This window comes from Carboxydothermus pertinax (assembly GCF_001950255.1).
In the GTDB taxonomy this organism is placed as follows: Bacteria; Bacillota; Z-2901; order Carboxydothermales; family Carboxydothermaceae; genus Carboxydothermus; species Carboxydothermus pertinax.
In genome coordinates this window covers 115,632-129,409 of record NZ_BDJK01000020.1, presented here as the reverse complement: position 1 = coordinate 129,409, position 13,778 = coordinate 115,632, and the positions used below count along the sequence as shown (strand labels likewise).

At 40.1% G+C, this 13,778-nt stretch carries 14 protein-coding genes and 1 pseudogene; all 15 read left to right on the top strand.

All coding sequences use genetic code 11. The features are described from left to right. Nucleotides 1-20 precede the first annotated feature (20 nt). Nucleotides 21-1,724, top strand: coding sequence for an aldehyde ferredoxin oxidoreductase C-terminal domain-containing protein (locus cpu_RS07365; RefSeq protein ID WP_075859377.1), 1,704 nt, complete (start codon nt 21-23; stop codon nt 1,722-1,724). Beyond that, complete coding sequence (locus tag cpu_RS07360; RefSeq protein WP_075859376.1) at nt 1,724-1,924, top strand: MoaD/ThiS family protein; 201 nt, start codon at nt 1,724-1,726, stop codon at nt 1,922-1,924. Before cpu_RS07365 ends, cpu_RS07360 begins: the two co-directional genes overlap by 1 nt. A gap of 250 nt (nt 1,925-2,174) precedes the next feature. Further along, a pseudogene (dsdA, locus tag cpu_RS07355) lies at nt 2,175-3,197 on the top strand (D-serine ammonia-lyase); the annotation flags it as partial. A gap of 101 nt (nt 3,198-3,298) precedes the next feature. Next, nucleotides 3,299-4,660, top strand: a complete 1,362-nt coding sequence (locus tag cpu_RS07350; RefSeq protein ID WP_075859375.1) for a sodium-dependent transporter — start codon at nt 3,299-3,301, stop codon at nt 4,658-4,660. 100 nt (nt 4,661-4,760) lie between these two features. Then, nucleotides 4,761-5,507: a Fic family protein gene (locus cpu_RS07345; protein ID WP_075859374.1), complete on the top strand. Its 747-nt coding sequence runs from the start codon at nt 4,761-4,763 to the stop codon at nt 5,505-5,507. Between the two features lie 249 nt (nt 5,508-5,756). Further along, nucleotides 5,757-6,209, top strand: a complete 453-nt coding sequence (gene mntA / locus cpu_RS07340) for a type VII toxin-antitoxin system MntA family adenylyltransferase antitoxin (RefSeq protein WP_075859373.1) — start codon at nt 5,757-5,759, stop codon at nt 6,207-6,209. After that, the gene (gene hepT, locus cpu_RS07335) at nt 6,202-6,627 is read left to right on the top strand and encodes a type VII toxin-antitoxin system HepT family RNase toxin (protein ID WP_075859372.1); all 426 of its coding nucleotides are present in this window, start codon (nt 6,202-6,204) and stop codon (nt 6,625-6,627) included. Before mntA ends, hepT begins: the two co-directional genes overlap by 8 nt. Nucleotides 6,628-6,637: 10 nt before the next feature. After that, nucleotides 6,638-7,321, top strand: a complete 684-nt coding sequence (locus cpu_RS07330; protein ID WP_075859371.1) for a DUF1638 domain-containing protein — start codon at nt 6,638-6,640, stop codon at nt 7,319-7,321. Between the two features lie 62 nt (nt 7,322-7,383). After that, nucleotides 7,384-8,163 carry a GntR family transcriptional regulator gene (locus tag cpu_RS07325; protein ID WP_075859370.1) on the top strand — a complete coding sequence of 260 codons (780 nt, stop codon included), beginning with the start codon at nt 7,384-7,386 and terminating at the stop codon, nt 8,161-8,163. A gap of 20 nt (nt 8,164-8,183) precedes the next feature. After that, nucleotides 8,184-8,816 carry a cobalamin B12-binding domain-containing protein gene (locus cpu_RS07320; protein WP_075859369.1) on the top strand — a complete coding sequence of 211 codons (633 nt, stop codon included), beginning with the start codon at nt 8,184-8,186 and terminating at the stop codon, nt 8,814-8,816. A gap of 150 nt (nt 8,817-8,966) precedes the next feature. Further along, complete coding sequence (locus cpu_RS07315) at nt 8,967-10,145, top strand: uroporphyrinogen decarboxylase family protein (protein WP_075859368.1); 1,179 nt, start codon at nt 8,967-8,969, stop codon at nt 10,143-10,145. Nucleotides 10,146-10,160: 15 nt separating this feature from the next. Continuing rightward, nucleotides 10,161-10,343 carry a hypothetical protein gene (locus cpu_RS07310; protein WP_075859367.1) on the top strand — a complete coding sequence of 61 codons (183 nt, stop codon included), beginning with the start codon at nt 10,161-10,163 and terminating at the stop codon, nt 10,341-10,343. Nucleotides 10,344-10,369: 26 nt separating this feature from the next. Beyond that, a complete protein-coding gene (locus cpu_RS07305; RefSeq protein WP_075859366.1) occupies nt 10,370-11,002 on the top strand; it encodes a cobalamin B12-binding domain-containing protein in 633 nt (210 codons plus the stop codon). Nucleotides 11,003-11,056: 54 nt separating this feature from the next. Further along, the gene (locus cpu_RS07300) at nt 11,057-11,845 is read left to right on the top strand and encodes a dihydropteroate synthase (protein WP_075859365.1); all 789 of its coding nucleotides are present in this window, start codon (nt 11,057-11,059) and stop codon (nt 11,843-11,845) included. Nucleotides 11,846-12,000: 155 nt separating this feature from the next. After that, entirely contained in the window at nt 12,001-13,770 is a 1,770-nt protein-coding gene (locus tag cpu_RS07295) for an ASKHA domain-containing protein (protein WP_075859364.1), read from the top strand. The last annotated feature ends 8 nt before the right edge of the window (nt 13,771-13,778 follow it).

Here is a 13,778-nt window from a genome sequence, read left to right as displayed (position 1 = left end):
ATTGAAGGGAGGTAAATACAATGTGGTCTAAAATAACGGTAAATATGAGAGATTTAGCGGCCAAAAAGGAACCCCTTGAAGAAGAGTACCGGGAGTTAGGGGGAAGAGCTTTAATTGCTCAGTACATGATAAAAAATGTGCCACCACAGTGTGACCCGCTGGGAAGAGAAAATCAGTTAATTGTCTGTACTACCCTTTTTGCAGGGACCAAGTTAACAACGGCTCATCGACTGTCCATAGGTGGAAAGAGCCCATTAACGGGAGGAATTAAAGAAAGTAATTCCGGAGGCTATGCTGCAACTTTACTGGCCGAGCAAGGGATTAAACTTATTGTGGTAAAAGACCTGCCGGAAAAAGATGGGTTATGGTATCTCTATATTGACGCTCGGGGCAATGCTACGTTAAAAGATGCAACGGCATATCGCGGGGTAAATAATTATGAGTTTAGTGAAAAAATGCGGGAGCAATACGGTGACAATATAGCTACCATTTCAATTGGCAGTGCTGGAGAGCGGCTTTATCAATGTGCTTCCATTCAAATTACGGACTTTACTTCTGGGCATCCCAGCAGGGCAGCAGCGCGGGGTGGTCTTGGTGCCTTAATGGGCAGCAAAAAGTTAAAAGCAATAGTTATTGAGAAACCGGAGGTTAAATATCAAGTCGAGTATTTTGATAAAAACAGATTTGACGAAGCCTGCACAAAACTAAACAAACTAATTGCCGAAGGTGCGCAAAACGACCCCTTCCACAATATTGGTACAATTGCAACCATTGAAGTTACAGGAGCAACTGGGATATTACCTGTAGATAATTTTTCCGGGAGATTGTTTCCGCAGTATACCGAGGTTGGAGCCAATAAGTTTATGACCAATTTACAATCCCGTAATGGCCGTAATAAATGTGCCTGTCAGCCGGGGTGCGTGGTAAAATGTTCAAATATTTATAACGATAAAGATTGCAACTATCTGACTTCGGCATTGGAATATGAAACGGTAGCAATTATGGGCCCTAATTGCCACATAGCTGATTTAGACGCGATTGCTGCGATGGACCGCATTTGTGATGATCTTGGCGTCGACACGATTGAGGTAGGCAACACGATCGCGGTTTGCATGGAAGCAGGTAAAATACCGTGGGGTGATGCAGAGGCGGCTTTGGGATTGTTAAAAGAAATGGCTGAGGGTACGGATTTTGGGAAGCTTTTGGGCCAGGGTTGCGAAGCGGTTGGTAAGCACTTAGGATGCAAGCGCATTCCGGTAGTGAAACACCAATCGCTTCCCGGCTACGATCCCCGGAATACAAAGGGAACAGGAATAACCTATGCTACGAGCCCGATGGGTGCCGATCACACAGCAGGGTTGACAATGGGGCGGGCTTTTGATGATACCGGCCGGGCTGCTCAAGCTTATGCTTCCAATAAGCTGCAGGTAGCGATGGCTTTTGCTGATAGTATGATGTGTATTTTTGCCTTTGCCCATGCGGTAAATGGCCTGCCGTATCTGGCGGAAATGATGGCAGCACTGTACGGGGGCGAAGCTTCGGCCTCTAGGTTAGCGGCCCTGGGAATTAAAACCTTACTTACCGAGAGAGAGTTTAACCGACTGGCGGGTATGACGACTGCCGATGATCGTTTACCAGAGTTTTTCTATAAGGAGCGCTCTGCTGCCACTGGTTCGCAATTTGATACCAATGATGTGGAGCTGGATACGATATTTGAATTCTAATGGTTACGGTTGGGAAGAAAAAAATTGAATTTAAAGAAGGAATGACGGCAGCAGAGGCGTTAAAGATAGCCGGAGTTGAGGTTGATCCGTTAACTCTGGTGATAATAAATGGTTGGGTTCTTACCCCCGGAGAATTAAACTTATACAAATTGGCGGATGGCGATGAAATTAAATTAATGATGGTACTTGCGGGAGGATAAATTTTGAAAGCCACCTAGATGGTAATTATCTGGGTGGCTTTTTGTATGTACGCCCGGTATGAGTGTGTTGCCCGTAAGGTGAGACTCCTTAGCGGCAAAGATAGTAGTAAGAGCGGTATTCCCAAACGCTTTTGTTATAATTGTTGTAGTTTTATGTGTCAAATGAAAAACTACTTCCGCAGTAAGTGGGGGTAGTTTTCTTTTACGTAGTTATAAATTTTTTGGGCAATAACTTGATGCCCCTTTTTACGGCGGGGAAATTCAGGGCCGTCTTTTCTTAAAATGCGACAACTACTTAAAAGTAGCCGGTTCTATCAAAGCCCGGGGCGGTATATATGAAGTGTTAAAGCATGCCGAAACCCTTTTATTAGAAAATGGACTCATTACCTTGGAGGATGATTACTCCAAAGTCGCTGAGGAGCGGTTTAAAAAATTTTTCAGTAACTACAAAGTAGCGGTGGGTTCTACCGGAAATTTGGGGCTATCTATTGGAATCATGGCGGCAGCTTTAGGTTTTAAAGTAGATGTCCACATGTCCCATGATGCTAAAGAGTGGAAGAAAAAAATCCTAAGAGACCGCGACGTAAATGTGATCGAATACCGGGAGGATTACTCTAAAGCGGTAGAAGAAGGCCGGAAAAAAGCGGCGGCGGAGAAGAACACCTATTTTATCGATGATGAAAACTCCCGGGATTTGTTTTTGGGCTATTCTGTTGCGGCTTTACGGCTAAAAGACCAGTTAACGGAGCTTGGCATTGAAGTAAATAAAGAAAACCCCCTTTTTGTCTACCTGCCTTGCGGTGTAGGTGGGGCCCCGGGAGGTATTTCCTTTGGGCTAAAAACCATCTTTAAAGACGATGTTTACTGTTATTTTGTGGAGCCCACCCATTCACCCTGCATGCTTTTGGGCTTGGTTACCCAGAAATTTTCCGCTATCCACGTAAGGGATTTTGGTCTCGATAACATTACCGAAGCGGACGGACTGGCGGTGGGGTCTCCTTCCAAGCTCGTAGCGGAAATAGCCAATATTTTAATTGACGGGATTTATACCATCGAAGATGAGGAACTTTTTAAGTTGTTAGCTCTATTAAAAGACAGCGAAAACATTAAAGTTGAGCCATCGGCAGCAGCCTCGCTAAAAGGGCCGCTTTTAGTCAATAGCAGGGCAAATGCGATCCATATTTCCTGGGCAACCGGAGGAATATTTATTCCGGAAGAGATTTACCGGGAAATGTATATGAGGGGTAAGAGTTACCTTAAAGATGTGTATTGACAAATTATAAGGTTTTATGTAGAATTATGCACGGTTTGACCGCCCAAATATTAATGGGCGTTTTCTTTTTTATTAAAATTTATGGCAGTAGGAGGAGCAGTATGGAAGGGAAAAAACGGGAAACTTTTTCTTCAAGCCTTGCGGTCTTTTTTGCAACATTGGGTTCCGCCATAGGCCTTGGGAACATCTGGAGATTTCCCTACATTACCGGCATGAACGGTGGCGGCGGCTTTCTTTTAATCTACTTTTTATGTATTTTGTTTGTGGGTATACCCATCATGATTAGTGAATTTTACATCGGAAGAAAAACTCGCAGTAACGCTGTAGGAGCTTTTAGAAAGTTAAACCATTCCAACTTTAAATTTATAGGGCTGATGGGAGTTGGAGCTTCGTTTTTAATTATGTTTTTTTACAGCTCTGTAGCAGGATGGGTTTATTCTTATGTTTTTAAAAGTATTATTGGCGAGTTTAACAATATAACCGTTGAAAAATCCAAAGAACTTTTTAACCTAACAATTTCTCATCCTTTTTATCCGATCCTTTGGCAGTTTGTTGTTCTTTTGGTTGTAGCCATAATCTTAATTTTTGGTGTGAAAAAAGGAATAGAACGGGTTACCAAAACCTTGATGCCGGTCTTATTTCTTTTAATTTTAATCATTGACATCCGGGCATTAACCTTAGATGGTGCCCGGGAAGGGGTTAACTTTTTAATTAACGTGGATTTTTCTAAAATAACCCGAGACAGTATTCTCATTGCCTTAGGCCTTGCTTTCTTTAAATTGTCCATAGGTATGGGCACGATGATCACTTACGGCAGTTACTTTACCAGGGAAAACAATATGCCTGCCACAGCGGCAAAAGTGGCCTTTTCCGATACCCTGGTATCCCTTTTAGCCGGTTTGGCTATCTTTCCGGTAGTCTTTACCTTTAATATGGAGCCGGCAGCCGGACCGGGACTTTTGTTTATCACTATTCCTTTGGTCTTTACTAAATTACCTTTGGGAACTGTTCTTTTAACTTTATTCTTTATCCTAACTTCAATCGCAGCGACTACGGCGATGATCTCCATGGTAGAAGTGCCGGTAGCTTATTTTGCCGAAGAAAAAGGTATGGAGAGAAAGAAAGCGGTGCTTTTAACCACTGCAATAATCTTTGTCTTTGGGGTATTTGCTACTTTATCCATGGGTGGAAGCCCGGTAATAAGCAACTTTAAATTATTTGGTAAAAACATCTTTGATTTATTTGATTATGTATCTTCAAACATCCTTTTACCCCTTGGTGGCTTATTTATTGCAATTTTTGTTGGCTATTTTGTAAAAAAAGAAGATTTATACCAGGAACTCGGTAACTTTGGCTTAATAAACAACCAGCGGATTATCGATGTCTTCTATCTTATTGTAAGATACGTAACTCCAATCCTGGTTATTGTAATCTTTTTAAATTCCCTGGGGCTTTTGGGGTAGTTTTTAAAGGGAAATTTACAGGTCCACTTGTCTGGTATATAATGGAATTATCAAAATAAAAATTAAAAAATCAGGTTTACTTTCCTTGGATGGTGATGTTATGTTTCAAGAAATAGATAGAAAAAAAGCAATAGTGGACCGTTATCGACCCCTTCCCCGGGAAATTGCTTTAAATTTAAAAAAATATTTTGATCTGGAATTAACCTACAACTCCAACGCTATTGAAGGTAACACCTTAACCTTAACCGAAACCAAAGTAATATTAGAGGATGGACTTACCGTAGGTCACGGGAAAACTTTAAAGGAACATTTAGAGGTAATAAACCATAAAGAAGCTCTTGATTATATAGAGGACATTGTTAATAGAAACCTTGATATTAATGAAACAATTATTAAACAGCTCCATTACATTATCCTGAAGACCATAGACAATAAAAATGCCGGCAAATACCGAAATATAAACGTCCTAATCAGCGGAAGTCGCTATCGACCACCGGAGCATTATCTGGTTCAGGAAAAGATGGAAGAATTAATAAAGTGGTACCAGGAAAACAAGAATAACTTGCATCCAATAATCTTAGCAGCAAAATTTCACCACAAATTTACTTTTATCCATCCTTTTGTCGACGGCAACGGTCGCTGTGCCAGGCTTCTTATGAATTTAATTTTATTAAGGCACGGCTATCCCCCGGCCGTAATAAAGCTTGAAGAACGAAAAGAGTATATGGAAGCTCTGGAAAAAGCCAGTACTGAAAACGACCTTTCAGACTTTATAAATATCGTAGCTAAAGCGGTGGAGAGAAGTTTAGACATTTACTTATATGCGTTAGGAGTAAAAGAAAACTAAACCAAAAAGGAGAATGCCCTTTGGAGGGTATTCTCCTTTAATTTTGCATTAATTTAATGTGTTAAAGTATTCCTTTTTAAAGATAGCAAAATACTCTTTGTTTAAGTAGTTTTGCTCCCTAATTAAAATTGTGGAACTGGAGATAAGATATCATGAGGAATAATTATAATTGCTTGGTTTTCTTATGTAAGGTAAAATAAGGAAAAGGATATTTTTGGTGGTGAGGTTTAGATATAGGTTGGTGAAATTATGATTAAGTATAAAAAAGTTGATTTTAAAAAAGTAAATAAAGTTTTCCCGGATATTAATAATGTCTTTGCCAGGTATGGCTCTAAAATTGTAGTAGCTTATGTTTTTGGCTCGTATAGGCGGGGAGAGATTAGGCCTTTAAGCGATATTGATCTGGCAGTACTGCTGGATAGAAATCTTTCTAAGACTGAACGGTTGGAAATACAAATCGAACTTTTAGATGATTTAATTGAATTTCTTGGGACGGAGGAGATCGATTTAATTATTTTAAATGATGTTCCGCTCAGTATGCAGTACGGGGTTTTAAAAGATAAAAAGATTTTGTACTATTCCGATAAAGAAAAATTAGTGGATTTTGAAACGGAGGTAGTTAAAAGGTATTTGGATATAAAACCGCTACGGGATGAATTTAACCGGGAGTTTATTAAAAAAGTAGGTGACTATCTTGGATGAGAAGTTACTAACCCAGATAAGGTTTTTAAAGAAATATCTTACCTTATTAAAGGAAATAGCTCAAAAGAGTAAACAGGAATATTTAGCTGACTCTATCTATCGAGGGGCAGCCGAAAGATATTTACAGCTTGCCATTGAATGCTGTATCAATATTGGCAATAGAATTATTTCCCTCGAACAGTTTAAATATGATTTAACTCCTCCGGAAACTTATGCCGAGGTATTTGAAAAGCTGCAAAAAATCGGCCTAATCGGGGAAAACTTAGGTAATAAATTAAAAAAGATGGCTCAGTTTCGGAATAAGCTTGTTCATATATATTGGGAAATTGATGATACTTTGGTTTATGATATTCTGCAGAAGAATTTAATGGATATCGAAGAATTTTTAAGAATTGTTTTAAAGTATATACAGAAGTAGGTGAAGAGCTATGAATATCATTATTGCCTGCCAAACCCTCCGGGATGAAGTGGAAAAAGCTTTAAAAGATACAGGGATAAAGTATCCGGTGCTTTGGATTGACTCGGGGCTTCACAATTTTCCTGATAAACTTAGAGCAAAACTTCAAGAGCAGATTGACCGAATTTCAAACATTGAAAACCTTATTCTTGTTTTTGGCAATTGCGGGAATGCCTTAAATGGCATTAGAGCTACCTCGGGAAGGCTGGTACTGCCCAAAATTGACGACTGCATTTCTCTACTTTTGGGTTCGGTGCAAAAAAGGATGGAGATATCCCGGGAAGCCCACAGCTACTTTCTTACCCGGGGCTGGCTTGTTCATGAAAGTAACATTATAAAAGAGCACAAGCGCTGTTTGGAAAAGTATGGGGAAGTGCGGGGACAAAAAATTTTTAAGGCAATTTTAGCTCATTACCGAAAGGTTATTTTACTGGATACCAATGCTTATTCCTTAAACGAAATCGAGGCTAACGTTAAAAGTTTTGCAGGAAATGTGGGTCTTGACTTCCAGGTAGTACCTGGGACACTTTCGTATTTAAAAAAGCTTTTTACCGGACCCTGGGATGAAGATTTTATTGTGGTTGAACGGGGAGAAAAAATTACCTTTGAAATGTTTGGTTTTATAAATCAAAATTTTTTGCAAATTTCCGGTTGACGGGGTTTAAATTTTCATGTTACTATAAAAAAAACTAAAGATGTATATACAGGTTGAGGGCGATGAAAATAAACTTTGCAGGAGATAATAACCAAATAGATAAAAATTCTGTTATACCAGTGTACTACCAGCTGGCGCGGATAATTGAAAGGGATATCTTTGAAGGTCGTTTAAAGCCTGGAGATGCGATACCGCCGGAGAATGAGCTGGTGCGCCGTTATGGCATTAGCCGGATGACGGTACGAAGGGCGATTGCAGAGCTTATTAATTCCGGACTCGTTTACACACAGAAAGGTAAGGGCACATTTGTTGCTAAACCCCAACTGGAAAATATGGTGTTTGAACTGGGGGATTTTCACGAGGAAATCAAAAAGCGGGGGATGAAACCCGGGATTAAACTTTTAGGGACCAAAATTGTCCGGGCAGATGAGCTTCTGGCAAAGAAACTTGAAATACCGCTGAATACTACCTGCCTTTATTTACGTCTTCTTATCTCCGCAAACGATGCTCCACTTATTTACGAAAACAAGTATATTGTCTATTCCAAGAAAAAGCCTATCTTGGAATTTGAATTAAAAGACCCGTCTTTGGCTAACTTTACAAATTTAGTAGCTACTCACGGTGAGAGTTTTCCGGTAATGAGTAAAATGGTACTCCATGCTTCGATTGTTACGGAAGAAGAAGCAGAAATTTTAGGAGTTAAATTAAATACACCGGTGTTTATAGTAGAGCAAACTTTATACGATAATAATAAAAAGCCGATTGGCTGGGGTAAGTCGGTGTTTCGTGGGGACCGCTTTAAATTTACCAGTTTTATTGGCTGGACGAAATACGGGGAATAAGGAAGAAAAAGGGGATTAATATGGATAATGAGTTAATTAATGCTGTGGCGGAGCTTGATGAAGAAAAAACTTTGTTTTTGGTTAAAGAGAGAATAAAAGCGGGAGCAAAGCCCTTAGAGATTGTGGAGGATTGCCGCCGGGGGGTAGAAATTGTAGGGCGGCGCTATAACGATGGTACCTATTATCTTTCGGATTTAATAATGTCCGAGGAAATATTGCGTGGGGTAATGGAAATTCTAAAGCCGTATTTTCCCCCAAAAAATCCAAGTCAAGGAACTAAGATCATAATGGGTACCATAGAAGGTGATATTCATGATCTGGGGAAAAACATTGTGATTTACCTTTTGCAGTCTGCGGGCTTTGAAGTAATTGATTTGGGTGTCGATGTGGAGCCTAAAGTTTTTGTAGAAAATATAGTTAAGACTGGGGCAAAAATTGTTGGGATTTCAGTACTCCTTACCTTTTCTATTAGTTCGGTAAAGAAGACGGTGGATTTAATTAAAAAAGCAGGTTTGAGGGATAAGGTTAAAATTATTATTGGCGGTTATCCGGTAAATGAGAAAATTTTAGAGTATACCGGGGCGGACTATTTTGAAAATGATGTGGTTAAGGCAGTGGAGTTAATTAAGAGAATTGCTGAGGGGAAATTATAAAGTTAAAAGAAGAATTTAATTAAGTTTATTCTATAACATGTATAGACATTATTATATTATAATAATATCGGGAGGTGAATAGTTGGAAAATTTTTAAAAAAGTATCCAATTAGGACAATTTAAAAGTTTTAAAAATTTGGGGGGTTTTGGATGAGCACTGACAAATTGAAACTCTATGAAGAACGGAAAACAAGATATCTTAAAGCGCTTGATTGTGGAAAGCCAGATAGAGTGCCGGTAGTTATAACAGGTGCGGAGTTTATAATTAAGTTTGCTGGATTTACTTTACAAGACATTTATTACGATCCTGAAGTCAATTATTTTAAAGCAATGGATGCATTTTTACAAAGGTTTGATGTTGATGCCCATTTTGGAGCGCCCATGCTTTGGTGGGGCGGTTTGCATGATGCAGTTGGAGCGGTTTATTTAAAATTTGCGGGCAGAGAATTGGATGTTAACACCCAGTTTCAATATATAGAAGGAGAGTATATGCTTCCCGAGGATTATGATGCGTTTATTGAGAACCCAACAGAGTGGATATTAACAACTTTTTTACCAAGAATTCACAAAGAATTTACTGAGCCGGGGTCTTATCGAGCAAACATAGCATTAATTAAAGGTGCGATTGCAAGGGCTATGGAACTTGAAGTGCTTGCTCAAGCGGCGGAAAAATGGGCTAAAGAATACGGCTCCTTCACTGCAATTACCGGGCTTTCCAAAGCACCCTTTGACACCTTGGGCGATACTTTACGGGGATTAAAGGGAATCATGATGGATATTAGAAGGATACCTGAAAAAGTTAAAGCGGCAATGGAAGTACTGGTTCCTCATAATATATATTACGGCTTGGCAACGGCCGGTGGTGATACGGAGTTTCCCGTATTTATCCCGTTGCACCGGGGGGCGTTTCCCTTTTTAAATCCCAAACAATGGGATGAATTTTATTGGCCGACTTTAAAGAGAGTTATTGAAGGTTTATGGGAAAGAGGTAAGAGAACCCTCTTTTATGCCGAAGGTGATTGGACTCCTTATTTAGAGAAGATTGCCGAACTTCCGGATAAAAGTATTGTCTTTCATGTAGATCGAACGGATATGGATAAAGCAAAGAAAATTCTCGGTGGTCGTTTCTGCCTTAAAGGAAACGTTCCCAATTCGCTGTTGTCTATAGGGAAACCGGAAGAGGTAAAAGATTATGTCAAACGTTTAATAGATACCTACGCGGCTGATGGTGGTTTTATTGTTGATTCGGCAGCGGTACTTCAGGCGGATTCGAACCCAAGAAATGTTGAGGCAATGATAGAAGCAGTGTACTTGTATGGAAAATATTAAAAGGGGGTAAAGGCGATGACCGGTGAAAGCCCAAAAAAAAATGTGTTTAAAAATTTACCACCAGGGGTATGCATTCCCTGGGAAGAAAAACTTAAAGACCTTGGGGAAATAAAAGGTGATGTAAACACCATAAAAAAAGAATGGGATAAATTAGAGATGTTTACTTATCTTTACATTTGGTACTGGGTACACCGTTAAGAAAATAAAAATATGGGGTGAGGATAATGGTAACTTTACAAGATGAACTGGCTCAAGCGGTGGTTGACCTCGATCAGGATAAAGTTGTGGAGTTAGTAAGAACGCGATTGGAATCTGGAGTGCCGGCCTTAAAAATTGTTGCAACCCTGCAAGAAGGGATGACCGAAGTAGGAAGACTTTTTGAAACCGGAGAGTATTATTTAAGTGAACTCATCATGGCCGGGGAAATCCTGAAAGAAGTTATGGCTGATTTGGAGCCTCACTTAGCGGGTGGAGCTGGTGAATACCGGGGTAATATAGTAATTGGTACCGTAAGAGGGGACGTGCATGATTTAGGGAAAAATATTGTTGTTATGCTTTTAAAAGGAGCAGGATTTAACGTAATTGACCTCGGAGTGGATGTACCGAAGGAGAAGTTTGTGGAAGCAATTAAAGAATATAATGCGCCGTTGGTAGGAATGAGTGTGCTTCTTACTGCAGCTTTGGAATCAATGAAAGAAACGGTAGCGGCAGTGAAAGCAGCCGGATTAGGTACGAAAGTAATCATTGGCGGACCGTTTATGGATGAAAAGGTAAAAGAGTACTGCGGTGCTGACTTTTATACGACCAATGCCAGTGATGGGGTAAGAGCAGCGAAGGAGGTATTTAGGAGAAATTAGATCGGGGCCTTCCCGGTCCCTAGAATATTAAAAGTAAACGGGGGAGGAAAAATAATGCTGATTATCGGAGAAAAATTAAACAGCAGTATTCCCAAGGTTAGAGAAGCCATTCATAATAAAGATAAAGCTTTTATACAGGATTTAGCAATAAAACAGGTGGAAGCGGGAGCTGATTATCTTGATGTTAACACAGCCTTAGAAGATGAAGTAAACGACATGGAATGGATGATTAAAGCAATTAAAGAAGTAGTGGATGTTCCTATATGCATTGACAGTACCAATCCGGAAGCGGTAAAAAAAGCACTGGAACTAACTGAAGGGAAAGCAATGATAAACTCCATCAATATGGAATCGGCACGAATCCGGGACATTTTGCCGATAGTAATTGATTCCGGTTGTCCGGTAATTGCCTTAACCATTGATGATAACGGGATTCCTAAAACTGTTGAAGATAGGATGAGGATTTTAGACCGGATGGTAGAAATCTTGCAAAAGCATAATTATGATTTAGACAAAGTTTATGTTGATCCCCTGGTACTGCCGGTAGCTACCGATACCAATAATGCAGTAATCTTTTTTGAAAGCTTAACCCAAATTAAAGAAAAATACGGTTTAAAAACCGTATCCGGTTTAAGTAATGTTTCCCACTCCTTGCCCAAGCGGAAAATAATTAACCGGCACTTTCTAACGGTTTGTATCAGCCGGGGGATGGATGCCGCAATCTTAGACCCGCTGGATAAGAAAATAATTACTGCTATCTTAACAACTGAACTTTTAATGGGTAAAGATAGGTTTGCCCGGAAATATTTAAAAGCCCACCGGGAAGGAATTCTGGAGGAGTAAGGTAGTCTTAAGAACGGTAAAATATGTAAAAGTGTCATATAATGACGACCGGACTAAAATTTATTAAGTCCGGTCGGATTGCTTTTAAGGGCATGTATTTTTCGGCACAAGGAAATTTACAAGAATAAGCGAAATATAAGTCAGGCGGTGAGAAAATGAAAAAATTTTCTATTAAAATTTATCCAGAGAATGTTGAGCTACAAGCGGAAGAAAATGCTACGCTAAAAGATGTTTTTATTGAAAATGGTATAAAGTTTGATTTTCCCTGTGGCGGAGTGGGGAAATGTAAAAAATGCAAGGTAAAAATTTTAAAGAATAACGGTTTGGAAGAAGAGGTTTTGGCCTGTCAAACAAAGGTAGAAAGTGACTTAGTAATTAACCTTCAACAGCGGGAACAAAAACACCATATTTTAAACGAAGGGGTTAACCGGCAAATTGAGTTAAAGCCTCTGGTAAGGAAAATTTACGTGGAATTACCTAAACCCACATTAGAAGATAATCGCCCTGACTGGACCCGCCTCAAAGAGACCCTGGGTAGAGCAGATTTAAAAACCAAGGTTAATTTGCTGCAAGAGCTACCGGAAAAGCTTCGGGAAAGCGACTTTAAAGCTACTATTGTCTTAACCGAGGATGAAGTTTTAGCGGTGGAGCCCGGGGATACAACGGATAGATTGCTGGGGATGGCTTTTGATATTGGTACTACAACTGTAGTGGGATATCTTTTGGATTTAAATACGGGTAAGGAGTTAGCCCATGTTTCCGCTCTAAACCCGCAAACCAAATACGGCGCGGATGTTATTTCGCGGATTACTTTTGCATCACAGGAAAAAGATGGTTTAGAAAAATTACACCAGGAAATTATTAATGAAATTAATAATTTAGTAGCAAAAGCTACAGAGCAAGCTGGACATACCCCACAAGATATCTATGCCATTACTATTGCGGGAAATACCACCATGCATCATTTGTTTTTAAAAATACCTCCGGAAAATTTAGCAAAAGCTCCCTATGTGCCGGTGGTAAAGGAACCGATTAGGGCCGACGCAGGGGAGTTAAAAATTAATATTAATCCGGCAGGAAAGGTATTTGTACTCTCCAATATTGCCGGGTTTGTTGGAGCTGATACGGTGGCAGCGGCCCTTGTCGCTGAGATGGATCAAAAAGAGAAACTTACTCTCTTAATAGATATCGGAACCAACGGTGAAATGGTTTTAGGAACCGGTGAAAAGCTCTTTGCCTGTTCTGCAGCAGCAGGACCTGCCTTTGAAGGTGCCCAGATTGCCTGCGGAATGCGGGGAGCAGAAGGGGCTATTGATCATCTGACGATAGGTGAAGAATTATTTTATAGCGTAATAGGGGAGGTAGAGCCCCTGGGCATTTGCGGTTCTGGACTTTTAGACATAGTAGCGGAGCTTCTTAATATTGGGATTATTGACGAAAATGGTCGACTATTACCGCCGGAGAAAATAAGCGATCCCATCGGGCAAAGATACCGGGAACGAATTATTGAAATTAATGGAATACGTGCTTTTGTGGTTGCAAATGGACCACGGGGAGAAAAAATTTACATTACCCAGAAAGACATTCGGGAGCTTCAATTAGCCAAGGGAGCAATAGCGGCAGGAATTGAAATATTGCTAAAGGAGTATGGTGCCGATGTAAAAGATATTGAAGAGGTACAGCTTGCCGGAGCATTTGGCAACTATTTAAAACCACGGAGTGCCTGCCGTACAGGGCTAATTCCCCGAGAATTAGAGGCGAAAATTAAGGGAATAGGTAATGCTGCTGGTGCGGGGGCAAAGCTTGCCCTGTTGTCGGAAAAAGAGTTTCAGCGGGCGGTTTCCCTGGGACAAAAAATTAAATATATTGAGCTTAGTGCTCGCAGTGATTTTACAGCGATTTTTGCGCACAGGTTAAGATTTTAGGAGGATTC